This is a genomic window from Streptomyces sp. NPDC021115, from assembly GCF_044333065.1.
Taxonomy (GTDB): Bacteria; Actinomycetota; Actinomycetes; order Streptomycetales; family Streptomycetaceae; genus Streptomyces.
On the sequence record NZ_JBIRQF010000025.1, the window covers coordinates 1 to 26,887 of the forward strand.

28 protein-coding genes are annotated in these 26,887 nt (G+C 67.1%); 19 read left to right on the forward strand and 9 right to left on the reverse strand.

The window, feature by feature from the left end; translation table 11 throughout:
* Positions 1-49 precede the first annotated feature (49 nt).
* Together ACH4TL_RS41080 and ACH4TL_RS41085 are read right to left on the reverse strand one after the other, a co-directional pair.
* Positions 50-349, reverse strand: a complete 300-nt coding sequence (locus tag ACH4TL_RS41080; RefSeq protein WP_398425454.1) for a transposase — start codon at positions 347-349, stop codon at positions 50-52.
* A gap of 583 nt (positions 350-932) precedes the next feature.
* A complete protein-coding gene (locus tag ACH4TL_RS41085) occupies positions 933-1,829 on the reverse strand; it encodes a LysR family transcriptional regulator (protein WP_398328924.1) in 897 nt (298 codons plus the stop codon).
* Between the two features lie 225 nt (positions 1,830-2,054).
* Between ACH4TL_RS41085 and ACH4TL_RS41090 the strand changes: the two genes are divergently transcribed.
* From ACH4TL_RS41090 to ACH4TL_RS41150, 13 genes are all read left to right on the forward strand, one after another.
* Positions 2,055-3,503, forward strand: a complete 1,449-nt coding sequence (locus ACH4TL_RS41090; protein WP_398328927.1) for an NAD-dependent succinate-semialdehyde dehydrogenase — start codon at positions 2,055-2,057, stop codon at positions 3,501-3,503.
* Positions 3,500-3,883, forward strand: coding sequence for a 4-carboxymuconolactone decarboxylase (gene pcaC / locus ACH4TL_RS41095; protein WP_398328930.1), 384 nt, complete (start codon positions 3,500-3,502; stop codon positions 3,881-3,883). The genes ACH4TL_RS41090 and pcaC overlap by 4 nt, the downstream gene beginning before the upstream one ends.
* Positions 3,880-4,788: an NAD(P)-dependent oxidoreductase gene (locus tag ACH4TL_RS41100; protein WP_398328933.1), complete on the forward strand. Its 909-nt coding sequence runs from the start codon at positions 3,880-3,882 to the stop codon at positions 4,786-4,788. The genes pcaC and ACH4TL_RS41100 overlap by 4 nt, the downstream gene beginning before the upstream one ends.
* On the forward strand, positions 4,781-5,155 hold the full coding sequence (locus ACH4TL_RS41105; RefSeq protein ID WP_398328936.1) for a hypothetical protein: 375 nt from the start codon (positions 4,781-4,783) through the stop codon (positions 5,153-5,155). Before ACH4TL_RS41100 ends, ACH4TL_RS41105 begins: the two co-directional genes overlap by 8 nt.
* A 3-nt stretch (positions 5,156-5,158) precedes the next feature.
* Positions 5,159-6,073, forward strand: coding sequence for an alpha/beta fold hydrolase (locus ACH4TL_RS41110; RefSeq protein ID WP_398328939.1), 915 nt, complete (start codon positions 5,159-5,161; stop codon positions 6,071-6,073).
* Between the two features lie 143 nt (positions 6,074-6,216).
* Positions 6,217-7,587: an MFS transporter gene (locus tag ACH4TL_RS41115; protein ID WP_398328942.1), complete on the forward strand. Its 1,371-nt coding sequence runs from the start codon at positions 6,217-6,219 to the stop codon at positions 7,585-7,587.
* Between the two features lie 85 nt (positions 7,588-7,672).
* Complete coding sequence (locus tag ACH4TL_RS41120; protein ID WP_398425456.1) at positions 7,673-8,821, forward strand: sugar ABC transporter substrate-binding protein; 1,149 nt, start codon at positions 7,673-7,675, stop codon at positions 8,819-8,821.
* A 12-nt stretch (positions 8,822-8,833) separates the two neighbouring features.
* Positions 8,834-9,856, forward strand: coding sequence for an ABC transporter permease (locus ACH4TL_RS41125; RefSeq protein WP_398328945.1), 1,023 nt, complete (start codon positions 8,834-8,836; stop codon positions 9,854-9,856).
* A complete protein-coding gene (locus tag ACH4TL_RS41130; RefSeq protein WP_398328948.1) occupies positions 9,853-11,406 on the forward strand; it encodes a sugar ABC transporter ATP-binding protein in 1,554 nt (517 codons plus the stop codon). Before ACH4TL_RS41125 ends, ACH4TL_RS41130 begins: the two co-directional genes overlap by 4 nt.
* A gap of 2 nt (positions 11,407-11,408) precedes the next feature.
* Complete coding sequence (locus ACH4TL_RS41135; protein WP_398328951.1) at positions 11,409-12,428, forward strand: ABC transporter permease; 1,020 nt, start codon at positions 11,409-11,411, stop codon at positions 12,426-12,428.
* 77 nt (positions 12,429-12,505) lie between these two features.
* Entirely contained in the window at positions 12,506-13,600 is a 1,095-nt protein-coding gene (locus tag ACH4TL_RS41140) for an NAD(P)-dependent alcohol dehydrogenase (protein ID WP_398328954.1), read from the forward strand.
* A complete protein-coding gene (locus tag ACH4TL_RS41145; protein WP_398328957.1) occupies positions 13,600-13,935 on the forward strand; it encodes a putative quinol monooxygenase in 336 nt (111 codons plus the stop codon). The genes ACH4TL_RS41140 and ACH4TL_RS41145 overlap by 1 nt, the downstream gene beginning before the upstream one ends.
* Positions 13,936-13,980: 45 nt before the next feature.
* Positions 13,981-14,727, forward strand: coding sequence for an SDR family oxidoreductase (locus tag ACH4TL_RS41150; protein WP_398328959.1), 747 nt, complete (start codon positions 13,981-13,983; stop codon positions 14,725-14,727).
* Positions 14,728-14,853: 126 nt separating this feature from the next.
* On the opposite strand, the gene ACH4TL_RS41155 is transcribed toward ACH4TL_RS41150, so the two are convergent.
* Together ACH4TL_RS41155 and ACH4TL_RS41160 are read right to left on the reverse strand one after the other, a co-directional pair.
* Positions 14,854-15,963, reverse strand: coding sequence for an NADH:flavin oxidoreductase/NADH oxidase (locus tag ACH4TL_RS41155; RefSeq protein ID WP_398328962.1), 1,110 nt, complete (start codon positions 15,961-15,963; stop codon positions 14,854-14,856).
* A gap of 230 nt (positions 15,964-16,193) precedes the next feature.
* A complete protein-coding gene (locus ACH4TL_RS41160) occupies positions 16,194-17,189 on the reverse strand; it encodes a zinc-dependent alcohol dehydrogenase family protein (protein ID WP_398328965.1) in 996 nt (331 codons plus the stop codon).
* Between the two features lie 241 nt (positions 17,190-17,430).
* Between ACH4TL_RS41160 and ACH4TL_RS41165 the strand changes: the two genes are divergently transcribed.
* On the forward strand, positions 17,431-17,781 hold the full coding sequence (locus ACH4TL_RS41165) for an ArsR/SmtB family transcription factor (RefSeq protein ID WP_398328968.1): 351 nt from the start codon (positions 17,431-17,433) through the stop codon (positions 17,779-17,781).
* Positions 17,782-17,799: 18 nt separating this feature from the next.
* On the opposite strand, the gene ACH4TL_RS41170 is transcribed toward ACH4TL_RS41165, so the two are convergent.
* On the reverse strand, positions 17,800-18,111 hold the full coding sequence (locus ACH4TL_RS41170) for a winged helix-turn-helix transcriptional regulator (protein WP_398328971.1): 312 nt from the start codon (positions 18,109-18,111) through the stop codon (positions 17,800-17,802).
* Positions 18,112-18,321: 210 nt separating this feature from the next.
* On the opposite strand from ACH4TL_RS41170, the gene ACH4TL_RS41175 reads away from it, so the two are divergent.
* From ACH4TL_RS41175 to ACH4TL_RS41195, 5 genes are all read left to right on the forward strand, one after another.
* Positions 18,322-19,323 carry a zinc-binding alcohol dehydrogenase family protein gene (locus tag ACH4TL_RS41175; RefSeq protein WP_398328974.1) on the forward strand — a complete coding sequence of 334 codons (1,002 nt, stop codon included), beginning with the start codon at positions 18,322-18,324 and terminating at the stop codon, positions 19,321-19,323.
* Positions 19,324-19,541: 218 nt separating this feature from the next.
* Positions 19,542-20,618: an NADPH dehydrogenase NamA gene (gene namA, locus ACH4TL_RS41180; protein ID WP_398328977.1), complete on the forward strand. Its 1,077-nt coding sequence runs from the start codon at positions 19,542-19,544 to the stop codon at positions 20,616-20,618.
* A 195-nt stretch (positions 20,619-20,813) separates the two neighbouring features.
* Entirely contained in the window at positions 20,814-21,176 is a 363-nt protein-coding gene (locus ACH4TL_RS41185; RefSeq protein WP_398328980.1) for a winged helix-turn-helix transcriptional regulator, read from the forward strand.
* A 444-nt stretch (positions 21,177-21,620) separates the two neighbouring features.
* Positions 21,621-22,445: a tyrosine recombinase XerC gene (gene xerC, locus ACH4TL_RS41190; protein ID WP_398328983.1), complete on the forward strand. Its 825-nt coding sequence runs from the start codon at positions 21,621-21,623 to the stop codon at positions 22,443-22,445.
* 31 nt (positions 22,446-22,476) lie between these two features.
* A complete protein-coding gene (locus tag ACH4TL_RS41195; protein ID WP_398329177.1) occupies positions 22,477-22,896 on the forward strand; it encodes a tyrosine-type recombinase/integrase in 420 nt (139 codons plus the stop codon).
* Between the two features lie 475 nt (positions 22,897-23,371).
* On the opposite strand, the gene ACH4TL_RS41200 is transcribed toward ACH4TL_RS41195, so the two are convergent.
* The 4 genes from ACH4TL_RS41200 to ACH4TL_RS41215 form a co-directional block, all read right to left on the reverse strand.
* A complete protein-coding gene (locus ACH4TL_RS41200) occupies positions 23,372-24,109 on the reverse strand; it encodes an SDR family NAD(P)-dependent oxidoreductase (protein WP_398328986.1) in 738 nt (245 codons plus the stop codon).
* An 80-nt stretch (positions 24,110-24,189) separates the two neighbouring features.
* Complete coding sequence (locus tag ACH4TL_RS41205) at positions 24,190-25,416, reverse strand: cytochrome P450 (RefSeq protein ID WP_398328989.1); 1,227 nt, start codon at positions 25,414-25,416, stop codon at positions 24,190-24,192.
* A gap of 42 nt (positions 25,417-25,458) precedes the next feature.
* Positions 25,459-26,664, reverse strand: coding sequence for an NAD(P)/FAD-dependent oxidoreductase (locus tag ACH4TL_RS41210; protein WP_398328992.1), 1,206 nt, complete (start codon positions 26,662-26,664; stop codon positions 25,459-25,461).
* Positions 26,661-26,858 carry a ferredoxin gene (locus tag ACH4TL_RS41215; RefSeq protein WP_398328995.1) on the reverse strand — a complete coding sequence of 66 codons (198 nt, stop codon included), beginning with the start codon at positions 26,856-26,858 and terminating at the stop codon, positions 26,661-26,663. Before ACH4TL_RS41215 ends, ACH4TL_RS41210 begins: the two co-directional genes overlap by 4 nt.
* Between the last annotated feature and the right edge of the window lie 29 nt (positions 26,859-26,887).

Below are 26,887 nucleotides of genomic sequence, written 5' to 3' on the forward strand. Positions count from 1 at the left end.
GCCACCGGGTGGACGGCCTTCTCCCCGGCGATGAACCGGTAGACCTCGCTCACCGGTCGCTGTCCTTGGCGAAGAAGGCCGCGGCTTTTTTCAGGATCTCGATCGTCTTGTGCTGTTCGATGTTCTGCCGGCGCAGTTGCTTGAGCTCCTCGCGCTCCACACTGGTCAGCTCACCCGCCCCGCCCTCACCGCGGTCGATCCGGTCTCGCTTGACCCAGCCGCGCAGGCTCTCCGGACTCACGCCCAGATCCCGCGCGACCTCCGTGATCGTCTTGCTGGAGGAGCGGGCCAACGCGATCGCGTCCCGCTTGAACTCCTCCGAATACCGCTTCGAGTACTGACTACCCACCTGGCACTACTTCCTCTGGAACCTCAGGTTCCAGTCTCCAGGTGTCCACTCACAAGGGGAAGCTTCACGGCGGGGCCTCCACCGCCGCCCGGTACGCAACCAGAACTGAGGCCAGATCACAGCTCGACCGTGGCCCAACCAGCAGGACCCGTCCAGCACCGGACCTTCCAAGGACCAGTTCGATGCCCCCGCACCTCGCCGCAGCGCGCAGGGCGACGACGCCCTGCCGTGACCATCACGGCCCGAAGGGGTCAAGCGGCGTGGCGGAGTGCGGTTCGGCACCTGATCCCATGCCGCGCCAGGCCCTCCCCGGCCCGGCGCCTCACCCTAGGGCAACGACCCGGCCGCCCGCGGACGACGCCGGGGGCAGGGGTCTTCAGGATGCGGACCCGGCCGCACCGTCCGCCGCGGATCGGGCGTTTCCGTCTCAGGCGGGTTCGGGGGCCGGGGAGCGCGAGCTCGCGGGCGACAGTGTCCGTGGCTCGCCGACACTCTGCCCTTCTTGAGGCGCCTGCTGACTTGGTGGCACGACCGCTCACCACCGGTGGCCGAGCACGTGCGGTGACCGGCTTCCAGGACGGCTTCAGGCGGCGACGATAGCCAGCTGCTCGGAGTCGTGAGCCAGGTGCTCCCTGACCTGCCGCACGAAGGCCCGGAGGTTTGCAGAGCGGGCGTCACGGCGCCAGGTGAGCCAGGTCTGCGCACGTCCCAACTCACCCTGGATGGCATGGCAGATCACACGGTTGCTTCCGGGCAGGGACTCGTAGAGACAGCGCGGCATCATGCAGATGCCAGCGCCTGCGGCCACGCAGGCGAGCATGCTGTAGTAGGACGAGATCTCCACCATCCTTCCTGGCTTGATGCGGCTCTCCTCCAGCCAGTCCTCGAATCGCTGGCGGTAGGAGCACACAGTGCCGAAGAGGAAGACGGTGGGCGTGGACTGTCGGAAGTCTTCGTCGATGGTCTGCACCGACTCGGGGGTGAGGATGACCAGATCCTCGGTGTAGGCGTGCAGTCCCGTGAGCACCGGGGAGGCGGGTGGACCGTCGGTGAAGACGGCGCTGACCTGCCCGTTGAGCACATGATCGAACAGCATGCCAGAGGCTCCGGCTTCCAGCTCAAGGTCCACTTCTGGGTAGCTGAGGTGGAACTCGGCCAGCAGCGACGGAATCCGCACAGCCGAGGTGCTTTCAAGTGCGCCGATGCGGAATCGGCCGTAGGGCCGCTCCCCCGTGGCCAGGGACTTCGCCTCATTGGCGATGTCGATCAGCCGGCGGGCGTACACAAGGAACGCCTCACCTTCGGCGGAGAGGGTGACCTGCCGCTTGTCACGCAGCAGAAGGTCCATACCCAGCTCCTTTTCCAGGTGCCGGATACGGGTGGAAACGTTGGAAGGGGCTCGCAGCAACTTCTCCGCGGCGGCGGTGATCCCGCCATGCTCGGCCACAGCCACGAACATCTCCAGCTGGGCGAACTCCATGGTTCTCTCTCAGTGAAGTTTAGGTTCTGAAACTGCTCGTTCACAGCAGCGTGACACCCTCCTAACCTTTTATCAAGAGGTCGCTGGCACGGCGGCGCGGGGGCTCAACTGCGCCTTCAGATCTCACCATCGGCCCATTACGGAGAAGTGGCCCTGTGCCGCGACAGCGGCGCGACTGGGCGCACGCTCGCCGCTCACCGACTTCATTGCGCAGAACTGTCCACCATGCGCTCTTCCCCCATCCCGGCTCTGAGAAGGACACAGATTGTGACTCCGCAAGCACCCGCAGTTGCGCGGTCGGTCAATCCTGCCACCGGAGAGGTGATCGACATCTACCCGTTCGTCGGTGATGACGAGCTGGACGCCGTCCTTCGCCGTGCCCAGCAAGGCTTCGCACTGTGGAGCCAGAGCAGCCCTGCGGTCCGGTGTGCCGCTCTGGCTCGCATGGCGTGGCTGCTGCGGCGGGACGCGGAGGGGCTGGCCGCGCTGATCACGGACGAGATGGGCAAGCCCATTACCCAGTCCCGCGCCGAGGTGGAGAAAGCGGCCTGGGTGGCGGCCTGGTACGCCGACAACGGTGCAGAGATGATCGCCGACGTCCCGAGCCCGATCGGGCCTGAGGCTCACGTGACCTACCGCCCCCTGGGCCCCGTGCTGGCAGTGGAGCCGTGGAACTTCCCCGTCTGGCAGGTGATGCGGGGAGCGATTCCGATCCTGCTGGGCGGCAACGCCTACGTGCTCAAGCCCGCCCCGAATGTGGTCGGCTGCGGTCTGGCCATTGAGCGGCTGTGGCAGGAGGCCGGCGTTCCGGAGGGGGCCTTCAGCGTCCTCAATGCCGACAACGACGTGGTGTCCCAGGCCATCGCCCATCCGGTCATCGTGGGCGTGACGGTCACCGGCAGTGTTCGCGCGGGCTCGACCATCGCCTCCCAGGCCGGGCGGGCGATCAAGCGCAGCGTGCTGGAGCTGGGAGGCTCGGACGCCTTCATCGTTCTGGCCGACGCCGACCTGGACACAGCCGTCGAGGCAGCCGTCCACGGCCGATTCCAGAACAGTGGACAGATCTGCATCGCAGCCAAACGCATCCTCCTCGAACGAGCCATCGCCGAGGACTTCACCGAGCGGTTCGTCGCGAAGGTGAAAGAACTGCAGGTGGGCGACCCCACCCAGGAGACGACCTACATCGGGCCCATCGCCCGCGACGGCATCCGTCAGGAAATCCACCAGCAGGTCCAGCGCACCATTGCCGAGGGCGCCCGGCTGCTGACGGGCGGAGCGCCGATCGAGGGGCCGGGCTCCTTCTTCCAGCCCACCGTGCTCACCGGGGTCACTCCGACCATGACTGCCTTCCGCGAGGAGGTCTTCGGCCCCGTGGCCCCCCTGGTGGTGGCCGAGGACCTGGAGGACGCTCTTGCGAAGGCCAACGACTCCCAGTTCGGTCTGAGCGCCAGTCTGTGGACTGCCGACGCGGACCTGGCTTCCCGGGTGGCCCCGCGACTTCAGGTGGGCGGGGTGTTCATCAACGGCATCGCCGTCTCCGACCCGCGCATCCCCATCGGCGGCGTAAAGAACAGCGGATTCGGCCGCGAACTGTCCCACTTCGGCGTCCACGAATTCACCAATATCCAGGCCGTGTGGAACCGCACGTCCAGCGACGAAGGAGCAGCGAGTTGAATAAGGAACTGTTCGACAAGGGCTTGAGCACCCGGCGTGAGGTGCTCGGCGACGCCTACGTCCAGCGCAGCCTCGACAGTGCCGATGACTTCTCGATGCCGATGCAGGAACTGGTCACCCAGTACTGCTGGGGCGATGTGTGGGATCGCCCGGGTCTGGAGCGACCCCAGCGCAGCCTCATCAACCTGGCCATGATCAGCGCCCTGAACCGCCCGAACGAACTGAAGGTGCACGTGCGCGGGGCGATCCGCAACGGGGTGACCAGGAAGCAGATCCAGGAGGTCTTCCTCCAGGTCGCGGTCTACTGCGGTGCCCCTGCCGCCCTCGAAAGCTTCCGGCTGGCGCGGGAGGTCTTCACCGAGATGGAGGCCGAGGCGTGACCACCATCGGGTTCATCGGCTTGGGCAACATGGGCTTGCCCATGGCTGGACGCCTCGTCCAGGCCGGAAACACGCTGATCGTCCACGACCAGAACACCGAGGTCGTGGAGAAATTCCTCACCGATCACCCCACTGCCGTGGCGGCCGGGACTGTGGCCTGGCAGCGTGCCGACGTCATCATCACGATGCTGCCGACCTCTGCCATCGTCGAGACCGCCCTGCTCACCGATCAGGTCGTAGCCACGGCCTCGCTGAACACCCTGTTCATCGACATGTCCTCGGCCGAACCCAGCCGCTCCGAGCGGCTGGGGGTCACCCTGGAGGAGAAGGGCATGAGGTACGTCGATGCCCCGGTCTCCGGGGGAGTGCGCGGGGCGCTCAACGGACAGCTGGCGATCATGGCAGGCGGAACGGCCGCCGACGTGCACGAGGCGAAGCCGCTATTCGAGGTGATGGGCGAATCCGTCATCCACGTCGGCGGCCCGGGGTCCGGGCACGCAGCCAAAGCCCTCAACAACCTGGTCTCGGCCACGTCGGTCGCCGTCACCGTCGAGGCACTTCACGTCGGGCAATGCTTCGGAATCGAACCGCAGACCCTCACCGACGTGTTCAACGCCTCCTCCGGGCGCAGCAACACCTCGGAGAACAAGGTGGCCCAGTTCATGCTCTCGGGCAGCTTCGGTTCCGGATTCCCCATCGGGCTGATGACCAAGGACGTGGACATAGCCATCGCCCTGGCCGAGGAACTGGGTCTTGACGCGGAGCTGAGTCATCACTGCGCTGACGTGTGGCACAAGGCCGTCGACGACGGCTTCGCCGCCGAGGACCACACGAGGATGTACGAGATCCTCGACCGCTCTGCCCACCCCCTTCGGACCACACAGGAAGGGCACGCCCATGCGTGATTTCGCAGCCGTGCTGCAGCAGGCCAACGAGGACTTCGAGTTCTCCCGGGAGATGCGCTACTACACCGGCAAACTCCACGTCGCCATCGGCGACCAGGCGTGGCTGGCCGATTACGAAGACGGCCGCCTCCTGTCGGTGGGTCCAGCCGGGACCGCCCCCCAGGACGCGGCGATCGCCATCTCCGGCACCCGCGAGCAGTGGGAGGAAATGACCGCTGAGCGCCCCCGGCCGTTCTTCCAGTCGCTGCAGAGCTCCTCCATCAAGCACGGCGTACAGCTGAGCAACACAGACCAGCTCTACGCCCGTCTGCCGGCCCTGAACCGGCTAATGCAGATCTTCCGCCAGCTCAACGCCCAAGGAGCGTGAACCATGGCCAGGCATGAACCGATCACCGGACGCTACGTCTACCTGACCGTGGAAGACGTCGAGCACCGGGTCTACTACGAGGAGGCCGGCCATGGCATCCCCCTCATCGTGGGCCACACCGCCGGCTCCGACGGGCGCCAGTACCGGCACCTGCTCAACGACCCGGAAGTCACCGACCGCTACCGCATCATCGCCTTCGACCTGCCGTTCCACGGCAAGTCCCTGCCGCCTCACGGAGTGCCGTGGTGGACGCAGGAGTACAAGATGACCAAAGCGCGCATGATCGCTTTCCCCAACGCACTCGCCGATGCTCTGCAATTGGACCGGCCGGTCTACATGGGCAGTTCCATGGGCGGCCACCTCGCCATCGACCTGGCCTCCAACTGCCCCGACCGCTACCGCGCGACCATCGCCGTGGAAGGGGCCCTGCGCTCAGCCGCCGAGTACGTGGACGTGGGCATGGACGGGATCCGCCGGGAGTTCGACAACCCCAACGTCTCCCGCACCTCCACCGGGGCCGCGATGCTGCTGAACATCTCCCCCTACAGCCCCGAGGCCAACGTCCGGGAGATCCAGTGGGAGTACCAGTGCGGTGGGCCCGGGATCTTTGCGGGCGACCTCTATTACTACTACTACGACCACAACGTCACCCCCGAGGAGGCTCGGGCCATCGACACCAGCAAATGCATGCTGTACCTGCTCACCGGTGAGTACGACCCGAACACGTCGCCGGCCGACACCAAGGAACTGGCCGACCTCGTGCCCGGCTGCAAGTACTGGGAGATGCCCAAGCTTGGCCACTTCCCGGTGACCGAGAACTACGAGGAGTTCCGCAAGTACCTCCTGCCGATCCTGCTGGAGATCAACGGCGGCTCCCGGCAGCCTGCCCCCAACCAGGCCGCCAGCCTGAGCCAGTAGCGGCGTCCGGCGGCCGGCTTGACCAACCGGCCCCGTCCCCCTTTTCCCTCAGACGTACGAAGCACGCGGCGCCTCCAGCACATCCCTAATACTTCACTCTCGGCAACCAACTACTCACGCACGGCCACCACGGAGGTGGAGCAATGTCGATCCAGAGCGAGAACCCGTGGCGTCCTCAGCCCGTCACCAACCGGCAGATCAAATTCGCCACCGTGCTGGCCTTCCTGGCCTGGGCGTTCGCGGTCTACGACTTCATTCTGTTCGGCACCCTCCTGCCGCAAATCGGCAAGGACGAGGGCTTGAACCCCGCCGAGCAGGCCACCCTGGTCACCTGGATGTCCATCGGCGCCGTGGTGCTCGGCCTGCTGGCCGGGCCGGTCGTTGACAAGTTCGGCCGCAAAGCCGGTCTGGGCGTCACCACCGCCGGGGCCGGCATCGCCTCGGCCCTCACGGCTCTGGCCGGCCTCGTACCGGCCTGGGGGCTGGTCGCCATCCGCTCCCTCAGCGGTCTGGGCCTGTCGGAGCAGGGTGTCAACGGCGCCTACCTCAGCGAGCTGTACGCAGCCTCGGACGATCCACGGATCAAGAAGCGGCAGGGCTTCATATACTCGCTTGTCCAGGGTGGATGGCCGGTCGGAGCGATCCTCGCCGCCGCGCTGACGGCCGTCATGCTGCCGATCACCGGCTGGGTGGGGTGCTTCCTCTTCGCCGCAGTTCCGTCACTGATCGTCGCGGTCCTCGCCCGCAAGCTGCGCGAGTCCCCCCAGTTCGAGACCGTGCAGAAGCTGCGACAGCTGCAGTCCCGCGGCGCGCGTGGGGAAGCCGAACAGCTCGCTGCGTCCCTGGGTATCGAGGAGCACGAAACCCGCAGTACCCTGGCCGACATCTTCCGCGGCAGCGACCTGCGTACCACGCTCTCGCTGGGCCTCGGACACATCCTCAACTACTTCCCCGTGCAGGTCTTCAGCGTCCTGGGCACCACGGTGCTCGTGAACGTGCACCATGTGTCCTTCACAAACTCGCTGGCCATCCTGCTGATGTCCAACATCATCGCCTACCTGGGCTATCTCACTCACGGATTCCTGGGCGACCGATTCGGCAGGCGCAACGTCATCGCCTTCGGCTGGGTCACCGGCGGCATCGTGTTCACGGCAATGATCTACGGCCCCAGCAGCTTCTGGACCGTTGTGGCGCTCTACAGCGTCGGGACCTTCTTCCTGATCGGTCCCTACTCCTGTGTCCTGTTCTTCGTCGGCGAAAGCTACGAGACCCGTATCCGAGGCCGTGGCGCCGCCTTCGTCGCCGCGGTCGGTCCGATCGGAGCAATCCTCTCGTCTGCCCTGGCCGCCATGCTGCTGAATAGCAACGGCACCTGGGCCACTGCCGCGTTCCTCTTCGGTGCCGTCCCCTGCGTGCTGTCGGGCCTAGCGGTCCTGTTCTCGCGCAAGCAACAAAACGTCGCCGATCCGGTTCATGCCGGTCTCAGCGCTACGAGGACCGAGCCGGCCCTCTGACGTCGCGGCTCTGGCAGTAAAAGACTACGGCTTCTCGGCTCAGACCAATCGGTCGTTCTCTTCGTCGCCGCAATGCCGCTCACCGGTGAAAGGCCACACCGATATGTCTCCCCCTCTCTCTCATGCCCTCGGCCAGAGCGTCCCTCGCCGCTCGGTTCTCTCGGCAGCCGGGCTCCTTGCTGCTGCCGCCACCACCGCCGGACTGACCGGGTGCAGCCGCACCGCCATCGCCGCGTCAGCCGACCAACCCACCTATGCGCCGCACGAACTCCTCCTGGTGACCACCATGATCACCGGCACGAACGACTACATGCAGAACTGGGCCACTGGCGCCCGCGCCTACGCCCGAAAGCTGAGACTTCCCCTACGAGTGATCAACTCCTACGGAGACTCCCAACAGCAGTTCTCCCAGGTCCAGAGCGCCATGGCCTCCGGGAAGAAAGTCGTTCTCAATCTGCACCCGGTGGCCAGCGCGGACCCGCCGGCCATCGCCAAGGCCGTGGCTCGGACGGGCGGCTACATGATCAGTTCCTGGAACAAACCCGCCGACGCGCATCCGGTCGACTTTGGCCCCCACTGGGTCACTCACATGGGCTTCGACGGGGTCGAAGCCGGCCGGTGGACCGCCACGAAACTCTTCGAGGCCATGAACGGCAAGGGCGGCATCATCGCGCTGAAGGGCGTGCTGGACTCGACCGCGTCCAAGCAGCGCTACCAGGGCCTGCTGAAGGCACTCGCCGATTTCCCGAACGTGGAGCTTCTCGCCACGGACAGCGCCAACTGGGATCGGCAGACCGCGTATCAGAAGACCCAAACACTGCTCTCCAAATACCGAAGCCGGGTCACCGGCATCTGGACCGGTAGCGACTCGATGACCCTCGGCGCGGTCGCCGCAGCGCAACAGGCCGGCATCTCGGTGAAGGCGACGGGCATCGACTGCCTCGAAGAGTCGATGCACAGCATCAAGAACAAAGGACCGATCGTCGCGGCGTGGTTCACCGACCCGTTCTACAGCGGAGCCATGGGCCTCGCGATGGCCTACGGCGCTGCCACCGGGGCTCTCGAAGTGGCCTCGATGACACCTGAACAGCGCGAGGGCACGTATCGGCAGGTCGGCGTCGACGCAGCCAATGTGGATTCCTACATCACGCGGCCGTCCAGCAAGCGAATTCTCACCGAAGTCGACAAGGGGTACTTCGATCGCCTGATCGGCCCCCCTCTGCCCGGGGCCTGAGGAGAGCACGGCATGACCATCTCCACGTCCGAACCGGTCACCACCACGACACGCGATGCCTCACGACTGCGCGGGCTGCAGGGCGATCGCCTACGCGGCCTCGGCCCCCTGATGGCCCTTGTGGTGGTCGGCGTCGTCTTCGCAGTACTGAACCCGTCGACCTTCCCGACGGGCGACAACCTCCTGACAATCCTCGACCAGGCCGCCGTCCCGCTGATCCTCGCGATGGGCGCCACCTTCGTCATTCTGATGGGCAGCATCGACCTGTCCGTAGAAGGAGTGATGGCGGCCAGCGGACTGACCTTCGTCCTGCTGACGGCGAACACCACCAACAGCAACGACCTCGGCCCCCTCGCGGTGGTCATCGCGCTGAGCCTCGGCCTCGCATTCGGCCTGATCATCGGCGCGATCCACGCCCGGCTGCGCGTTCCATCCTTCATCGTGAGCCTCGGGTTCTGGTATATCGGGCTGGGCATGGCCACCGTGATGTACGGCGACGCCGTCACCCAGCTCCGGGACTCCGCCCTCACCCGATGGATCAGCGGAACTCCGCTGGCCGTGAGCAACAGCTTCCTCGTCGCGGTCGTCGTCGTGGTCGCGGCCCACCTGCTCGCCCGGTACAGCACATTCGGCCGCGACACCTACGCGATCGGGGACAACGAACAGGTCGCTTCGCTCGCCCATGTGCCGATCAGCAGGGTGAAGATCATGGTCTTCGGCTTCGCCGGACTCTGCTCGGGCCTCGCGGGGGTGATCGGCAGCCTCCGGCTTGGCGCCGGCGTCGTCGAGGTCGGCAGCGGACAGGTCTTCTTCACCATCGCCGCGATCGTGGTCGGAGGCACCGTCCTCAGCGGAGGCAAGGGCGGCGTCCTGTACTCCGTCGTCGGTGTCCTGCTGCTGACCGTCATCAACAACGGGTTGGTGCTCTCCGGTGTCAATCCCAACGTCCAGCAGGCTTTCTTCGGCCTGATCATCCTCGCCGCGGTCCTGGTCACCGGCCTGCGCCGACGCAGCATACTTGGGGTGGTGAAGTGAGCCCCATCGTCATGCCGGACCAGCCCACTCCCGCGACACCGGCTCTTCAATTGCGCGGCGTTACGAAGCGTTACGGGGGCACCACCGCGCTCGACGACGTGTCGATGACCGTGAACCGTCACGAGGTCATTGGCCTCATCGGCGAAAACGGCGCTGGCAAGTCCACCTTGTTGAAGATCCTCGCCGGCGTCCACCAACCGGATGCCGGAGAGATCGTGCTGCGCGACCGGCCTACGGTGCTGCGCTCCGGAGCGCACGCGGCCACGCTGGGCATCGGCGTGGTGCACCAGGAGCAGAGCCTGCTCACGAACTGGACGATCGCCGAGAACCTGCACGCGACCGCGCCCGGCGGCCGCTCCGGTCTGGCGGCGCGGCTTGGGCTGGTCAACTGGCGGCGCGTGAACGCCGAGGCGGGCACGGTCCTGGAGCGAGTGGGCATCACGACCCGCCCGGACGTGCTGGTGGAGAAACTCAGCTTCGCCGAGCGACAGATGGTGGAGATCGCCAAGGCCGTCCGCGTCGGCGCCGACGGCGGCTCCGAGCCGATCGTCGTCCTGGATGAACCGACCTCGATCCTGGAGAACGAGGAGGTCGACGTTCTGGCGGCCGAGATCGCCCGGATACGGGCCCTCGGGTCGGTCATCTTCGTCTCGCACCGACTGCACGAGGTGCTCTCGTTCACCGACCGCATCTACGTCCTGCGGGCCGGCCGGATCGTCGCCGAGCGGAAGTCCTCCGAAGTCGAGGAGGTCGAACTGCTGCAGCTGATGACGGGGCGTGAGGTCGCCAAGCCCAAACGCGCCGAGCGTGCCCTCGGTGAAGCGGCCCCCGTGCTGCGCGTCAGCGGGCTCAGCCGCGCCGGAGAGTTCGCGGACGTCTCGCTCACGATTCGCCCGGGCGAGATTCACAGCCTGATCGGCACCCACTCCTCCGGACGGGAATCACTTGCGCGATGTCTGTTCGGCGCGGAACAGCCGGACGGCGGCGTGATCGACGTTCACGGCCGGCGCATCGACTCGATGACCGTGCGCAGCGCCATCCGCTCCGGTATCGCCTACCTGCCGGCCGAGCGCAAGGCTGAGGCCATGATCCCCGGGATGAGTATCGCGGAAAACCTCACCCTCACGCATGGCGGCGCCGTCCGACGCGGTGCTCTTATCCTCACCCGGGCCCGCACCGAGCTGGCCGAGCGCTGGATCAAGCGCCTGGACATCCGCCCCCCGTTGCCCGAGTCCGACATTGCCCGGCTGTCCGGAGGCAACGCCCAGAAGGTCGTGCTGGGCAAGTGGCTCGGCGCGGACTCTTTGAGTCTGCTCATCCTGGATCACCCGCTGCGCGGGCTGGACCCCGGCGCCATCGAGACGATCAAGAAGCTGATCCGGGAGGAGCGAGACCGCGGCACCGCCGTGCTCCTGCTGGCCGACACGCTGGAAGAAGCCATCGAGATGGCTGATCACATCGTCGTGATGCGAGATGGACGGATCACCGGGACCCACGTACTCGCCGAAGGCACGCCGTCTGCCGTCGAGCTGATGGAAGAGATGGTCTGACGATGACCGATACCCGTGACATCGAGCGGACCGACACCGCCGCTCCCGCACCGCCCACCGCTGCCACCGCCCCGTCCCGCCTCGGCTGGGGTCGGCTGCAGGGCTTCGCCCCCCTCGCCATCCTCCTCGTCCTCGCAGCACTGCTCACCGCAGGTGAGCCGACGTTCCTCGTGGAAGGCGGGATACGGATCGCGACTGTCCAGGCCACACCGCTGATCTTCCTCGCGCTGGGGCAGATGGTGGTGATGCTGCTCGGCAGCATCGACCTGGCCAACGCGGCACTGGCCGTACTCGGTGCGATCACGGTGGCGAAGCTCCTCGGATCGACGGCCCTCGCCGCGCCGCTGCTGACCATTGCGGCGATGGCTGTTCTCGGCGGCCTCGCCGGCCTTCTCAGCGCCTATTTCCAGCTGCCGACTTTCGCCGTCACCCTCGGCGCGCTCGGCATATGGCAGGCCGCAGCCCTGCTGCTCTCCGACGAGACCACGGTCTACGTCACCGGCCACATCGGGGCCATCGAGTGGCTGCTCAACTACCGGTTCGCCGGCCTCGAACTCGCCATCTGGCTCGCCCTCGCCGCCACCGCCGCGCTCGCAGCCATGCTGCGCTGGACGGCATTCGGGCAGCAGCTGCGGGCGATGGGGCTCAACGAACGCGCTGCCGCCCTGTCCGGCGTGCCACGGATCCGAGTGCGCACCGCCGCGTTCGCCATCTCCGGCGGGCTGGCCGGCGTCGCCGGCATAGTCCTCACCGCTCAGCAGGGAACCGCGACGGCCAGTGGAGCCGGCATCGGACTGCTTCTCCCGTCGATCGCCGCTGCCGTCGTCGGACGCTGCGCGATCACGGGCGGAGTCGCCAACCCCGGCAACGTGCTCGTCGGGGCCTTGACCGTGTCACTGGTCCCCATCGGCACCTCCGTACTGGGCATCGATCCTCGCATCCAGCAGGTGATCTTCGGCGCGATCATCGTGCTTGCAGTGATCGCCTCACTGGACCGGACGCGACGCCAGGTCAACAAGTAACCCCCGCCGGTCCACCGCCGTGCCGGACGGCGCGAGCCGCCCAGCCCGGCGGACACTCACCGAGAGGAAAACACCCCATGCCCACAGCCCGCGTCGCGGTCGCGCTCGCCCCCCACACCGATCTCGAGATGCGCGAACTGGAGATCGTCGAGCCGGAAGGCAATGAGGTCCTCATTCGGACAGTCGCCACCGGGATCTGCCACACCGACATCCTGCTGCGCGACGGTCTCTTCGGCCCACCACACCCGGTAGTGCCCGGTCACGAAGGAGTCGGCGTGATCGATGCCGTCGGCCCGGACGTGCTGAACCTGGCCGTCGGAGACCATGTCGTACTCACTCAGAACTCCTGCGGCCGGTGCGTCACCTGCCGTTCCGCTCATCCGATGAACTGCGAGCGGTACGAACAGTTCAACCTCTCGGGACGCCGCCCCAACAGCCGCCCCGTCTTCGCCGGCGAGGACATCGGCGCGAACTTCGTGGGCCAGTCCTCGTTCAGCTCACTGATCCTGGCCTCGGAGAACAACGCGTGCCACGTGCCGAAGGAACTACGGCTCGACACCGCCGCCCCCCTGGGCTGCGGGATGGTCACCGGCGCCGGCGCCGTCCTCAACGTGCTGAAGCCCGACATCGGATCGACGCTGGTGATCCATGGTGTCGGTGCCGTCGGGATGGCCGCGGTCATGGCCGCCCGTGTCGCCGACTGCGCGACGATCATCGCGGTCGACCTCAACGAGTCCCGTTTGGCCATTGCCAAGGAACTCGGCGCGACCCATGTAGTCAATGCCGGCCAAGAGCCCGACGTCGTCGCAGCAGTACACGACCTGACCAGTGGTGGCGCGGACTACGCCGTTGACGCAGTCGGAGCGGTGCCCGTAGTGCGCAACGCCATCGCCTCCACCCGCGCCGGTGGGCACACCGTCGTGCTCGGACTCGACGGACTGGGCAAGTCGGTGCCGATCGATCTGGACCTTCTGGTGTTCAACCGGAAGGTCCAAGGCGCCATTCTCGGTGACCAGGTCGCGCAGTCCTTCATTCCGCATCTGGTGCAGTTGCACCTGCAAGGGGCCTTTCCCTTCGACCGTCTCGTCACCCGGTACGCCTTCGACGACATCAACACTGCCATCGCCGACGCCGTGGCCGGCCGTGCGATCAAGCCTGTCGTCACCTTCTGATGGCCATCACCTACCTGAGAGGACGTCCGTTCCCCATGTCCATAACCCCGGTCCATGTCGTAGCCAGATTCCGCGCACGCGAGGGTTCCGAGGAGGAAACCGCGCGCACGCTCGCGGAGTTCGTCGCGCCGTCTCTATCCCACACGGGCTGTCTCTACTACGAGCTTCAGCAGAACAACGCCGATCCGCGGGACTTCGTCATCCTCGACGGCTGGGAGAGCTCAGAAGCCCTCGCTGCCCACGCCGGCAGCGAGCACGTAGCGGCCACGAGCAAGAAGCTCGACGCCCTGCTGGCAGGGCCGGCCGAGATCGTCGTCTACCACCGACTGTCCTAAGCAGCTCCCTTCATCAGACCCTCAGCCCACAACGCGAAGGAAATCATGGCAGTCCGCAACGCAGGCAAGGTCATCGCTGTGACAGGCGCGAGCAGCGGTATCGGCGAAGCGACGGCGCGTGCCCTCGCCGCCCAAGGGAACTTTGTGATCCTCGGTGCGCTGGAGCACACGATTCCCGAGCTCGAGAAGATCGTGTCCGACATCCGGGCTGAAGGCGGCACCGCGGTGTGGTGCGCCGTCGACGTCACCGACCGCAAGCAGGTGGAGGCGTTCGTCGCCCGCACCGTGGAGGAATTCGGCCGACTCGACGTGCTGGTCAACAACGCCGGAATCATGCCCCTATCCCCCATCGAGCGACTGAAGGTCGACGAGTGGGACGCGATGATCGACATCAACCTCAAGGGCGTCCTCTACGGCATCGGCGCCGCGCTCCCCGTCATGCAGGCGCAGAACAGCGGACACTTCGTCAACATCGCGTCGGTGGCGGGGCACGTGGTCACCCCCAACAGCGCGGTGTACTGCGCGACGAAGGCTGCGGTGCGCGTGGTGTCCGAGGGGCTGCGCCAAGAGGTCGGGGACTCCATCCGAGTCACGATCATCTCGCCCGGAGCGGTCCAGTCCAATCTCGCCGCGACAATCAGTGACGCCGAGAGCCGGGCCGAGGAAGCGAAGGTCCGGGCCGTCGCGATCGAAGCGGACGTGGTGGCGGGCGCGATCGCGTTCGCGATCAACCAGCCCATGACGGTTGACGTCAACGAGGTACTCCTCCGCCCGACGGCACAGCCCTTCTGACTCGGAACGGAGTCCGCCATCGCCTGCTCCGCTGCGGAACTCACCGGAAGGCCCCGCGCCCCTTCACCGCTGGGGCTTCTGGGGAGATCAGTATCGGGCGCGCAGCTCGGGCAGCACGCCAAGGGCTCAGCCCTTGCGACGCTTGACCACGTAGGCGTACTGGTCCGGCCAACGGGGTTCGTCGCCAAGGGCCAGGGCCGCGTGCTGCGGCCAGTACGGGTCGCGCAGCAGTTCACGGCCAAGCAGTACCGCGTCGGCCCGCCCGGAGGTGATGATCTCCTCGGCTTGGTGGGGGTCAGTGATGATTCCGACAGCACCGGTGGGGATACCGGTGGCCTGGCGTGCCTGGGCGGCGAAGGGCACCTGGTAGCTCGGCCCGGCGGCGATCTTGGCGTCGCGGACCATGCCGCCCGTGGACACGTCGAGCAGGTCGACGCCGTGGGCCTGAAGTTCCTTGGCGAGGCGGACGGTGTCCTCGCCGGTCCAGCCCTCTCGCTCGTCCTCGGGGTTCTCGGTGAGCCAGTCGGTGGCCGATGTACGGAAGAAGACTGGCAGGTCCTCGGGCCACACGGCGCGGACGGCGTCGACAACCTCCAGGGCGAAGCGGATGCGGTTCTCGAAGCTACCGCCGTAGGTGTCGGTGCGATGGTTGGAGGCCGGGGAGAGGAAGGAGTTGATCAGGTAGCCGTGGGCGCCGTGGACCTCCGCCACCTGGAACCCGGCGGCCAGCGCCCGCCGCGCGGAGTCAGCGAAGTCGCTCACCAGCTGCTGGATCTCGTTCACGGTCAGTTCGTGCGGGACGGGCAGGCCGTCGTATGCGATGGGGCTGGGCGCCACGGTCTGCCAGCCGCCCTGGCTCTCGGGTACGTACCGGTCGGAGAGCCAGGGCTTGTCGACTGAGGCTTTGCGGCCGGCGTGGGCGAGCTGAATGGCCGGGACGGCTCCGTGCGCCTTGATGGCCTCGGTGACCCGTATGTACGCCTCCTGCTGACGGTCGTTCCACAGGCCCAGGTCCCAGGCGCTGATGCGTCCGTCCGGCCGGACACCGGTCGCCTCGGCCACGACCAGCCCCGCCCCACCGGCGGCCCGGGAGGTCAGGTGGGCGAGGTGAAAGTCGGTCGGCACGCCGGTCTCCGGGCCCGCGGGAGCGGCGGAGTACATGCACATCGGCGACAACCAGACCCGATTGGGTATCTCGAGGGAGCGCAGCTTGAGGGGGGCGAACAGAGTGCTCACAGTGCTTCTCTTTCAGGTGGGGCATCACCGGACGGAACAACGCCGGTGGTTTGACGAGGAGTTGGCGAGGGCGGGGCGGCTCAGCGCTCGGCGCGGGCCGTCCCTGCGTCCGCGATGAGGATGTCTGCCAGGCTCTCGCCCCGGTCGCAGATACAAGGCCGACAACGCATCGGAAAGGTCAGTGGGAGCCTGTGACGCTTCAGGCTCCGTTGCCGCGGTCAGCGTCCAGTTCAGCTCGGCACCGTTACGACCACCTTGCCGACCTGGGATCCGGCCTCGAGGTACAGGTGGGCGTCCACGATGTCGTCTATCGGGAAGGTGGTGTCGATCATCGGTTGAAGGGCTTTGCGAGACAGCCCGTCAAGGACGAAATCGATGGCCGCTTGGCGTCGCTTGTCGTCGAGAGTGATCTCGAACAATTCGTACCCCCGGATGGTGAGGTGCTTGCCGAGAACGTCCATCACGGACAGGGGAGTGGTCTCGGGGCTCAGCGCGCCGTAGATGATGATGATCGCGTGGGGTGCCGCCGCGGCGGTCAGGTCGGTCAGCGTCGGGCCGGCCACCGGGTCGAAGATGACGCGGGCGCCGTGGCCTTCGGTAAGCTCCCGGACCCGGGCCACCACGTCTTCCTCCGCCGTGGCGATGACCTCGTCCGCTCCGGCATCCAGGAGCGGTCGGCGCTTCGCGCTTGTCCGGGTGAGGGCCACGGGTCGGGCACCGACCATGCGGGCGATCTGGATGGCGGCCTGCCCCACGCTGCTGGAGGCGGCCTGGATCAGCACGGTCTCCCCGGCTTTCAGCTGGGCGAGGTCGATCAGCCCGCCGTAGGCGGTGATGAACTGCATCCACACCGCCGCAGCCTCCTCCCATGACAGCGAGGCGGGATGCTTGACCACAGCGTGAGCCGGCGCGATGACCAGCTCGCCGTGCACGGCGTAGTCGGTCATGGCGAAGGCAGGGACGACGCTGACGGCATCGCCCACGGCCAAGCCGTCGACTCCGGCGCCGACGGCCTCGATCTCACCGGACGCCTCGTAGCCGACGCCCGAGGGGAGGACAGGGTCGACGACGTACTCGCCAGTGCGGAACATCGCTTCCGCTCGGTTCAAACCGAGGGCCTTTGTGCGGATGCGGACCTCTCCCTTTCCAGGCGGGGGGACCGTGACTTCGTCCAGGCTGAGGACCTCCGGGCCGCCGACCTGGTGGAAGCGGACGTTCCTGGGCATGCGAACTCCTTCGTTGGTTTGTGTCGGCGCGGGACCACGCGATGTTGGCGGTTGACGCGTACGTGAACACGGGCGCTGTGCTGGATTGCCGCTCGCACTCGAGCGCTCCTGTGGTTGAGCCCCAGTGGACACCCCTAGTACGAGAAGTGTCAAACTTCGATGAGAATCGAAATTCGCTGGGGGTAGAATCATGGCGCATGAGTAGTGAAGCGCCGGACTGTCACCGGTCGCAGGAGTACGGATGACGCGCTACAGCAACCGCATCCCCCCGGCGCCCGCGGCGGAGGAAGCGAGCCTTCAGGGAGTACTGGAGGCGCTCGCCGACCCGGTCAGGCGGAGCATCGTCCACCAGCTCGCCACCGCTTCGGCTGATATCAGCTGTGGTTCGTTCGATCTTCCTGTCGCGCGCTCCACTGCGACCCACCACTTCAATGTCCTGCGGGACGCGGGGATCATCCGTCAGTACTACGTCGGCACCTCACGAATGAACGCTCTGCGCCGCGAGGACCTCGACCACGGTTTCCCAGGGTTGCTCGACGCCTGCCTGCGCGCCATGGCCAAGGGGCACGAGGGCGCGTCACACACGAGGTGACCAGCTGCGCCGTGGCGCCTAGCGGGTCCCTGCGTCCGGAGTCGACGACGTCCCGTCGAGGCTGTCCTCCGCCCAGGAGCGAAGCGCCGCGAGTGGCTCCGCGGCCGAGCGGCCGAGCGGCGAGAGCGAGTACTCGACACGGAGAGGAACTTCCGCGAACACCTCGCGATCGACGAGCCCTGCCGCCTCGAGGCGACGCAGGGTCGCCGTAAGGACTTTCGGGGTCACCCCGTTGAGGCGTTGCTTCAGCGCGCCGAACCGCGCAGGCCCGGACTCAAGCGCTCCGATGGCGAGCGCCGACCACTTGTTGGCGACGACGTCCAGGAGCATCCGGCAAGGGCAGTCCGCTTGGTAGACATCATGGCTCTTGCTCGGCTCCGAGTTCGCAGCGGACGACAACCTCAGCCTCCGATCCCACATCGCCCACGGTATCCAATGGATACTTTACGCCCTTGCAGGTAACCACTGCCGCTGGCATAGCTTCGCCACGCGCCACCGCCGGGAGCCAACGGCGTACCAAGCACAGAAACGGAGAATGACGTGGCCAGCCAGATGACCGCGCTCGTCGCTCAGGGCGGACGAGAGATCAGTGACGCGGACGCGTTCGTCGAGCAGGAGGTACCGGTGCCCGAGCTCCGGCCCCGGGATCTCCTGGTGCGGGTGCGGGCGGTATCGGTCAACCCGGTCGACACGAAGATCCGAACGGGGCTCGGCCGCGACGAGCCGAAGGTCCTCGGTTATGACGTATCCGGAACGGTCGCGGCGATCGGGCCGGACGTCACGAGGTTCGCCGTCGGAGACGAGGTCTACTACGCCGGTGATGTCACGCGGAACGGCGGCAACTCCACCTACCACGCCGTCGATGAACGCGTGGTGGGGTCGAAACCGAGGTCGTTGTCCTTTGCGGAGGCGGCCGCACTCCCGCTCACCACGCTCACGGCCTGGGAAGTCCTCTTCGACCACTTCCGCCTTGACGGTGACAGCGCCGGCACACTGCTGGTGCTCGGCGGCGCGGGCGGGGTCGGCTCGATCGCGGTCCAGATCGCGAAACAGCTCACCAACCTGGAAGTACTGGCGACGGCGTCGCGCAGTGAGTCCCGCGCATGGGTGCTGGAGCAAGGCGCCGACGACGTCGTGGACCACCATCATCTGGTCGAGGAGGTCGCGTCCGCCGCGGCAGGTGGCGTGCACTACGTCCTGGCATCGCAAACCCGTGGCAACGTGGACGCCTTCGCCGAGATCGTCGCGCCGTTCGGTCACATCGCGGCGCTCGACGAGCCGCCGGGCCTGGACATCCTGCCGCTCAAGACGAAGTCGATCGCGTGGCACTGGGAGATGATGTTCACACGAGCCATGTTCGAGACGCCGGACATGGCAGAACAGGGAAAGATTCTCGACCGGACCAGTGAACTGGTCGACGCGGGAACTTTGCGCACGACACTGCGAACGGCCATCACCGGCATCAACGTGGACAGCCTGCGCCAGGCACACGAACTCGTGGCCTCCGGCAAGGCGATCGGCAAGATCGTGCTGCACGGCTGACCCTCCGCGACCGAGCACGTCGCGACACAGAGCGTGTGACGACAAGACCTCGCTACTCGGAGCGGAGTCCGGTCGAACCTCCCCCGCATTACTCACACCGAACACTTACTTACATTTTTGGTAGTACATTCACAAAAAGTGCGTACTGGTGCACTACGGAAGAACTTCCTAATCTCGTAGTCGTCGCACCATCCATGACTTGAGATAGGAGATTTTTCTTGTCCGCGAAGCTGTACGAGCCGATCACGATCCGCGGTATCGAATTCCGCAACCGGATCGCGATGTCCCCGATGTGCATGCATTCGGCTGACGCGGGCGGCCGCGTCTCCGACTTCCACCTGGTGCACTACGGCGCACGTGCCCTGGGCGGCGCCGGCCTGGTGATGCTGGAGACGACGGCGGTGCTGCCCGATGGTCAGATCGGCCCGGGAGACCTGGGAATCTGGGATGACGAGCACATCGAGGGACTGTCGCGTGTTGTCGAGGTAATCCACGGCTTCGAGGCGAAGGCGGGCGCGCAGATCGGCCACGCCGGCCGGCAGCTCGGCGTCGACTCCATCACGCCGGTGGCTCCTTCGGCGATCCCCTTCGGCCCCGACTCACGCGTGCCGGAGGCGCTGACGGTCGAGGGCATCAAGGATGTCGTCGAGTCCTTCCGCAAGGCCGCCGTCCGTGCGAAGGCGGCCGGGTTCGACGTGATCGAGGTGCACACGGCCCACGGCTACCTGCTCAACGAGTTCCTTTCCCCGCTGGCCAACCAGCGCACGGACGAGTACGGCGGCAGCCACGAGAACCGCTACCGAATCGTGCGCGAAGTCATCGACGCCGTGCGCGGTGAATGGGACGGCCCGCTGTTCGTGCGCATCTCCTCCACGGATTACGCCGAGGGCGGGAACACCCCGGAGGACTTCGTCGTCTTCGGCCGTTGGATGAAGGACCAGGGCGTCGATCTGATCGACGCCTCCTCGGGTGGTATCGCTCCGGTGAAGGTCACCTCCTACCCGAACTACCAGGTTCCCGCTGCCGATCTGATCCGGCGGGAGGTCGGTATCAAGACCGGTGCGGTGGGCCTGATCGAGAGCGGTCGCCAGGCCGAGGAGATTCTGCAGAACGGCCGCGCGGACATCGTCCTGCTCGGCCGGGAAATGCTGAAGGACCCGTTCTGGGCGCGCACGGCCGCCGACGAACTGCGCACGCCGGTCGAGCCGCCGTTGCAGTACACCCGCTACGGCTCGGCCTGGCAGCGTTCGCAGCCGCCACTGCCTGCGGCGCCGTTGGCCGCGACCGTGTCCTGACCGGTCGGCGGGGCCGGCCCAGCAGCCGGCCCCGCAGCGAATCCGCCCACTGCTGCGAGCTTGCTGGTGGTTCACCGGCTGGTGGGGGCGCACCTGCGGAGCGTCCCCACCCCGGGCCTCGCCCGCACCCGGTGGAGAATCAACGGGGGCACCCCCGCTGCCCTGGTGGTATCACGAATCTGAGGTGCTGGCCCCATGCCGAGAACACGACCGTTCAACGACCTGCCTGGTTGCGCGATGGAGGCAACCGTCAAGATCATTGGCGGCAAGTGGAAAGGCGTCATCCTGTTCCACCTGCTCGACGGCACCATGCGGTTCAACGAGCTGCAACGCCAGATGCGCGGCATCGCCCCGCGACCGCTGACCAGGCAGCTCCGTGAACTCGAAGAAGACGGTCTTGTGGAGCGCACCGTCTACCCGGTCGTGCCTCCCCGCGTCGAGTACTCCCTGACCGAGGAGGCGCGGTCGCTGGAACCGCTGCTGCTCGGCCTGAACGAGTGGGGCGAGCAGTGGTTGTCCCGGCGCGGTATCACCCTGCCGGCGACCGGATCCGAGTGACGACGAGTGAGCCCGGAAACAGGGCATCGCGAACGCCAAGCCGCTACCCCCCTTGCCCCCGCCGATCGACGATCCCGACGCGTTAGCCCGCTTCGACATACCCCGACACGATCGCCTCGGCAGCATCCTCCATGGATATCAACACGCAGCGTGACCTGCACGGATGAGGTTTCCGGCGAGGGCAGTGTCAGGTGCGTGGCGACGGTTGCCCTGGATAGAATCCGACACAGTACTTGGCACACTATTTTTTCTGTCACATCATGCCCAGCAGATCTCCGTACACCTCCGCACTTGGCGGGAAAGTAAAGGGATCGCCGCTGGTCAGGCAGCGGATCAGAGCCATTGTGGTCGGATTGTGGTCGTAAGGAATTTCCTTTCCTCCTCAGTCGCGATTCACAATGAAAATGCCGCAACAATTCCATGTCGCCGTAGAAGGTGATCGTCATGCGCGCCCACGAGACCGTGGGGCGCGTCTACCGCCGCTGCGGCTGCCGCGACGAGCAGCGCCGCCAGCTCGGCGCCCACTGCCCCCATCTGATCTCCGACCCCGCCCACGGGACCCGGACCTTCGCCGTCGACCTTCCCGCCACCGAGCCCGGCGGGCACAACCGCACCGTGCGCCGGGGCGGCTTCCCCACCGAGGACGACGCCCGCACCGCCCTGCACCGCTACCGCGCCGGCCGCCGGATCGGCATCAGCGCCGACCCGAACCAGACCGTCGCCGACTACCTGCTCCAGTGGCTCGCGGCCAAACGGCTGCGACTCAAGCCCACCACATGGGTCCGCTACCGCGACTACGTCCACCACGACCTGATCCCAGCCCTCGGCCCGATCCGCCTGGACGAACTCGCCTACGAACACATCCACCACTACGTACAGGCCCAGCTCGCCGCCGGCCGAGGACAACCCACCGTGTGGCACATCCTCGCCACTCTCTCCAGCGCGATCGGCGACGCCGTCCGCCAGCACCGACTCCCCACCAACGTCGTCCGGCCCACCGTCATCCCCCGCCCAGCCTCCGGCGAGCGCACCATCTGGACCCCACCCCAGGCGATCCGCTTCCTGCACCACTGCCGAACCAGCGATCCGGCCTTCGCCGACCTGATCGAGTTCCTCATCGGCACCGGCCTCCGCAAAGGCGAAGCCCTCGGCCTGCACTGGGACGACGTCCACCTCGGCTCACGCACCATCTACGTGCGCTGGACCCTCTCGGCGATCGACAACAACAAGCTCGTCCTGACCCCGCCCGAAGACCCGCAAGAGCAGTGACTGGGTCGCCCTGTCACCCCGTATCCACGCCATCCTCACCCGCCGCAGAACCCAGCACCACGCGCCCAGCGAACCTGGCGGCGGGTTCGTCTTCCACCGCGAAGACGGGCGCCCGCTGCACCCGGAGTACGTCCTGAACCACTTCCACTACCTAGCCCGCCAGGCAGGCGTCCCGCGCACCAGCGTCCACGACCTCCGCCACCTCGCCGCAACGCTGGCACTGACCAACGGCGTCGAGCTGACCATCGTGTCGAAATCCCTGCGCCACTCCACAATCTCCACCACGGCCAACATCTACGGCCACCTCACCAAACCCGCAGCCCGCCAAGCCGTCAACGCCATCGCCCAGCAGCTCGACCGCGAGGAAAAGCGCTACGACCACAAAACGACCACCAACCCGCCCGCCCCGCGAAGCCAGCCTCACAGCAACCAGTACACACAAGCAGCATGAGACAAAGTCAGGGGCAGAAACGTGCCCGTACCCGATCTACGACCACCCAACGACCACCAACGGAAAAGGCCGCCCCCGCCTTCCGGCAGAAACGGCCTCCGACCTGCGAAAACGCTGGTCGGGACGACAGGATTTGAACCTGCGACCCCTTGACCCCCAGAAGTGCGAACGCCCAATTCCCCGGAATTACGACGCTTTCCGCATGCGAAAAACGTGCGGTAACACCTGAGTTGTGCGGGGTCGCGCACACCGTGTGGTCCCCAACTGGTCCCCACGATAATGCCTCCATAAGCCAGCTTCGCTGCCACTTCCATCATGCACCGCTTGGCAACATCCAACAAGAACCCACTAGAAAGAACTAAGTGCCAGAGAAACGTCGGCAGCGGTAATACGAGCCCAACAGGATCGCCGTCGCGCTCAGCAAGGTTCGGCCGAATAAACTGACGCCCGCCCGCAGGGTGCTGTAGCCGGGGTGTCAGAGCTGGGTCTGGCCGCCGTCGACGACGAGGTCGGCTCCGGTGGTGTAGCGGTTGTCGTCGGCGGCGAGGAACAGCACGGCTGCGGCGATCTCCTCGGGCAGGCCCATGCGGCCCATGGGGACCATGGCGGCCAGGGCGGCGCGGAGGGCCTCCGGGTCGTCATGGCCGTCGAAGGCGGGGGTGTCGACGGCTCCCGGGCTGACCGTGTTCACCCGGATCCCGCGGTCCTTGAGCTCGCTCGCCCAGGTGCGGGCGAAAGACCGCACGGCGGCCTTGGCACCGTAGTAGGCGGTGAACTCTGGCGTGCCGACCATGTGTCCGCCCGAAGAGATCAGGACGACCGAGCCGTTGTCGTTGAGCAGCGGAAGCGCCTTCTGCACGGTGAAGAATGTGCCCCGGGCGGTGACGGAGAAGACCCTGTCGAAGGACTCGGGGGTGGCCTGGGCCAGGGTGGCCATCTCGCCATGGCCGGCGTTGGCGACGATGACGTCGACGGCTCCCCTCTCCTCCTTGACCCGCTGCCAGAGGTGGTCAAGGTCCTCCAGGCGGGAGATGTCTCCCTGCACGCCCGTGACGTTGCGGCCGATCTCGTCCTGGGCCTGGTCGAGTTCCTCCGCGCGGCGGCCGGTGATGTACACGTACGCGCCTTCGGCGACGAACGTCTTGGCGGTCGCCAGGCCGATGCCGCTGCTTGCTCCGGTGATGACCGCGGTCTTGCCGTCCAGCTTGCCCATGAGGGGTACCCCTGACTCTCTATGTAGTGATCGTTGAATGGGTGGAATTGCGGTGCTCTGCTGTGGTGAGGCCGGGATGGTCACCAGGCGACCGGCAGCCGGTGAGGGCCGTAGGTGATGGTGTTGTTCCGGAAGGTGATCTGTTCCAGCGGCTGTGCCAGCCGCAGGCCGGGCAGTCTGCGCAGCAGGGCGGGCAGTGCGATCTGCAGTTCCACGCGGGCCAGGGGCTGGCCGAGGCACTGGTGGGTGCCGTAGCCGAAGGCGAGGTGGCCGCGCGTGTTGCGGTCGGGGTCGAAGGTGTCGGGGTCGGCGGAGAAGGCCGTGTCGCGGTTTCCGGCGGGCAGGCTCATGAGTACGGCTTCACCGGCTCGGACGAGCTGCCCGCCGAGGGTGATGTCCTCGGTGGCGACGCGAAGCACCCCGTCCTGGACGATGGTCAGATAGCGCAGCAGCTCCTCGACCGCGTTCGCCACGACGGCCGGGTCGTCGGTGCCGCGGAAGCGGTCGAGCTGCTCCGGGTTCTCCAGCAGGGCCAGGGTGCCGAGGGCGATCATGTTGGCCGTGGTCTCGTGCCCGGCGACGAGCAGCGTGATCCCGTTGACCACCACGGTCTCGCGGCCGATCTCGCCCGCGGCGACCCGCTGTAGCTGTCGGCTGATCAGGTCGTCTGCGGGCTCGCGCTCCTTGCGTGCCACCAGCTCGTACAGATAGCCGGCCAGCGCCGCGGAGGCGGTCCGCCGTTCCTCCTCCGTGGCGTCGGCCGTGACGATGGTGGCGCTGTGCTCCTGGAAGAAGGCGTGGTCCTCGTACGGCACACCGAGCAGCAGCGAGATCACTATGGACGGGATCGGGAAGGCGTAGGCGCTCACCAGATCCGCCGGTTGTCCCTGGCCGATCATCTGCTCCAGGAAGTGGTCGACCTGCTCCTGGATCAGCGGGCGCAACCGCTCCATCTGCTTGACGGTGAACTCGCCGGTGAGCATCCGGCGCAGGCGGATGTGTTCCGGGTCGTCCATCCGTATGAATGCCTGGGCCACGTCCGGGCCGGAGGAGCTGGAGATGGGAAAGCCGGGCGTGCGGTCGTCCGCGCTGAGCCGCGGGTCGCCGAGGGCGGCCCGGATGTCGTCGAACCGGGTCGCGATCCACATCGGGCGGCCGCGCCACAGCACCCGCCGCAGGCCCTCGTCCGTGCGCCAGTCGGCGTACTCGGCCGGTGGATCGAAGGGACAGCGCCCGGATCGCACGCCGGGGTACGGCGGCAGCCCGGTGTGGTCGATGGGGCCAGTCGCGTCGGTCGCCGTGGTCATGGATCACTCCTTGAAATGGATCACTCGAAGGGAACAGGGGTGTCACGCAGCGGCCGTGTCGGAGACGGCCGTGTCCCAGGCGGCGCCGGAGGCGATCAGGGCCCGCCAGGAGCGCAGGGCCTTGGGCGGCTTGCCCAAGGCGAGCACGCCGGTGAGCCGGTCCGCGCGGCGGTAGACCACCAGGAGCCGGCGCTCCGTCACATTGCTCTCCAGGGCGAGCGCTTCGTCGTGGTCGCGCAGGTACCCGTATGCCTGGCCCCTGGTGCCGTACTGGTCGGACCAGAAGTACGGCACGGGCGCGAACGGCCGCCGGGCGTGCGGGGCGAGCAGGTTGTGGGCGACGGTGAGGGCCTGCTCACCGGCGTTGGTGCGGTGCTCGACGCGCATCGTCGTACCGAACAGCGGGTTGTGCCAGCTCGCCACGTCCCCGACGCCGTACACATCGGGCGCGGCCGCGCTGTAGCGGTCGCAGACGAGCCCGGCGCCGAGTGTGAGCCCGCTGCCGGCCAGCCATTCGGTGTTGGGCACCGAGCCGATGGCGACCAGCACGTCGTTGGCCGGCAGTACGTCCCCGTCGGCCAGGGCGACACCGGTGACCTCGCCACCGGACTCGAGCACGTCGGCCACCATGGCGCCGGTGCGCAACCGCACGCCGTGGTCGCGATGGAGCCGCGACAGGAACTGCCCGGCCTCCTCGCCGACGGCCTGTGCCAGCGGAACGGGATCCGCTTCCAGCAACGTCACGTCCACTCCGAGCCCCCGCGCGACGGCGGCCACTTCGGCACCGAGGAACCCGGCACCGACAATCACCAGCCGCCGCCCCGGGCGCAGTCGCGCCTTCAGCACCAGCGCGTCGGCCACGGTGCGCAGAGTGTGCACCCCGGCTACGCCCTCGTCGGTACCGGGCAGCCGACGAGCCCGTACACCGGTCGCCACGACCAGTGAGTCGTACGGCAGTTCAGTGCCGTCCGCCAGCAGCAGGGTCCGCGCGGCGCTGTCCAACCCGGCCGCGCCGACTCCCAGCCGCAGGTCCAGATCCAGGGCATCGATGGCCGCCTGTCCACGCAGAGCGAGCCGGTCCGGCTCCCACTCCCCCGTGAGTATCTGCTTCGACAACGGCGGACGGTCGTAGGGAAGTCGCCGCTCGTCTCCCACGAGCGTGATCACCCCTTGGTAGCCGCTCCTGCGCAGCGCTTCCGCCGCGGACAGTCCGCCGGCCGACGCACCGACCAGCACGATCCGGTTCACGACTCCGCCACGTGGATGGCGGCGGCGGGACAGGCCAGGGCCGACTCGCGGACAGCCTGGTGCAGATCTGGCTCAGGTGCCTCGGTGAGCAGTACGACCATGCCGTCCTCGTCGCGCTGGTCGAAAGCTTCGGGCGCGATCAGGACGCACTGCCCGGAGGCCACGCACTTGGGTTCATCGATGGTGATCTTCATGTCGGGTTCTCTCTGCGGATCGAGTGGAA

Bases quoted from the DNA above. Each gene is read 5' to 3' on its own strand.
- ACH4TL_RS41085 (WP_398328924.1), bottom strand. From the start codon at position 1,829: ATGGAGTTCGCCCAGCTGGAGATGTTCGTGGCTGTGGCCGAGCATGGC.
- ACH4TL_RS41090 (WP_398328927.1), top strand. From the start codon at position 2,055: ATGCGCTCTTCCCCCATCCCGGCTCTGAGAAGGACACAGATTGTGACT.
- ACH4TL_RS41105 (WP_398328936.1), top strand. From the start codon at position 4,781: ATGCGTGATTTCGCAGCCGTGCTGCAGCAGGCCAACGAGGACTTCGAG.
- ACH4TL_RS41110 (WP_398328939.1), top strand. From the start codon at position 5,159: ATGGCCAGGCATGAACCGATCACCGGACGCTACGTCTACCTGACCGTG.
- ACH4TL_RS41115 (WP_398328942.1), top strand. From the start codon at position 6,217: ATGTCGATCCAGAGCGAGAACCCGTGGCGTCCTCAGCCCGTCACCAAC.
- ACH4TL_RS41125 (WP_398328945.1), top strand. From the start codon at position 8,834: ATGACCATCTCCACGTCCGAACCGGTCACCACCACGACACGCGATGCC.
- ACH4TL_RS41135 (WP_398328951.1), top strand. From the start codon at position 11,409: ATGACCGATACCCGTGACATCGAGCGGACCGACACCGCCGCTCCCGCA.
- ACH4TL_RS41140 (WP_398328954.1), top strand. From the start codon at position 12,506: ATGCCCACAGCCCGCGTCGCGGTCGCGCTCGCCCCCCACACCGATCTC.
- ACH4TL_RS41145 (WP_398328957.1), top strand. From the start codon at position 13,600: ATGGCCATCACCTACCTGAGAGGACGTCCGTTCCCCATGTCCATAACC.
- ACH4TL_RS41150 (WP_398328959.1), top strand. From the start codon at position 13,981: ATGGCAGTCCGCAACGCAGGCAAGGTCATCGCTGTGACAGGCGCGAGC.
- ACH4TL_RS41160 (WP_398328965.1), bottom strand. From the start codon at position 17,189: ATGCCCAGGAACGTCCGCTTCCACCAGGTCGGCGGCCCGGAGGTCCTC.
- ACH4TL_RS41165 (WP_398328968.1), top strand. From the start codon at position 17,431: ATGACGCGCTACAGCAACCGCATCCCCCCGGCGCCCGCGGCGGAGGAA.
- ACH4TL_RS41170 (WP_398328971.1), bottom strand. From the start codon at position 18,111: ATGCTCCTGGACGTCGTCGCCAACAAGTGGTCGGCGCTCGCCATCGGA.
- ACH4TL_RS41185 (WP_398328980.1), top strand. From the start codon at position 20,814: ATGCCGAGAACACGACCGTTCAACGACCTGCCTGGTTGCGCGATGGAG.
- xerC (WP_398328983.1), top strand. From the start codon at position 21,621: ATGCGCGCCCACGAGACCGTGGGGCGCGTCTACCGCCGCTGCGGCTGC.
- ACH4TL_RS41200 (WP_398328986.1), bottom strand. From the start codon at position 24,109: ATGGGCAAGCTGGACGGCAAGACCGCGGTCATCACCGGAGCAAGCAGC.
- ACH4TL_RS41205 (WP_398328989.1), bottom strand. From the start codon at position 25,416: ATGACCACGGCGACCGACGCGACTGGCCCCATCGACCACACCGGGCTG.
- ACH4TL_RS41215 (WP_398328995.1), bottom strand. From the start codon at position 26,858: ATGAAGATCACCATCGATGAACCCAAGTGCGTGGCCTCCGGGCAGTGC.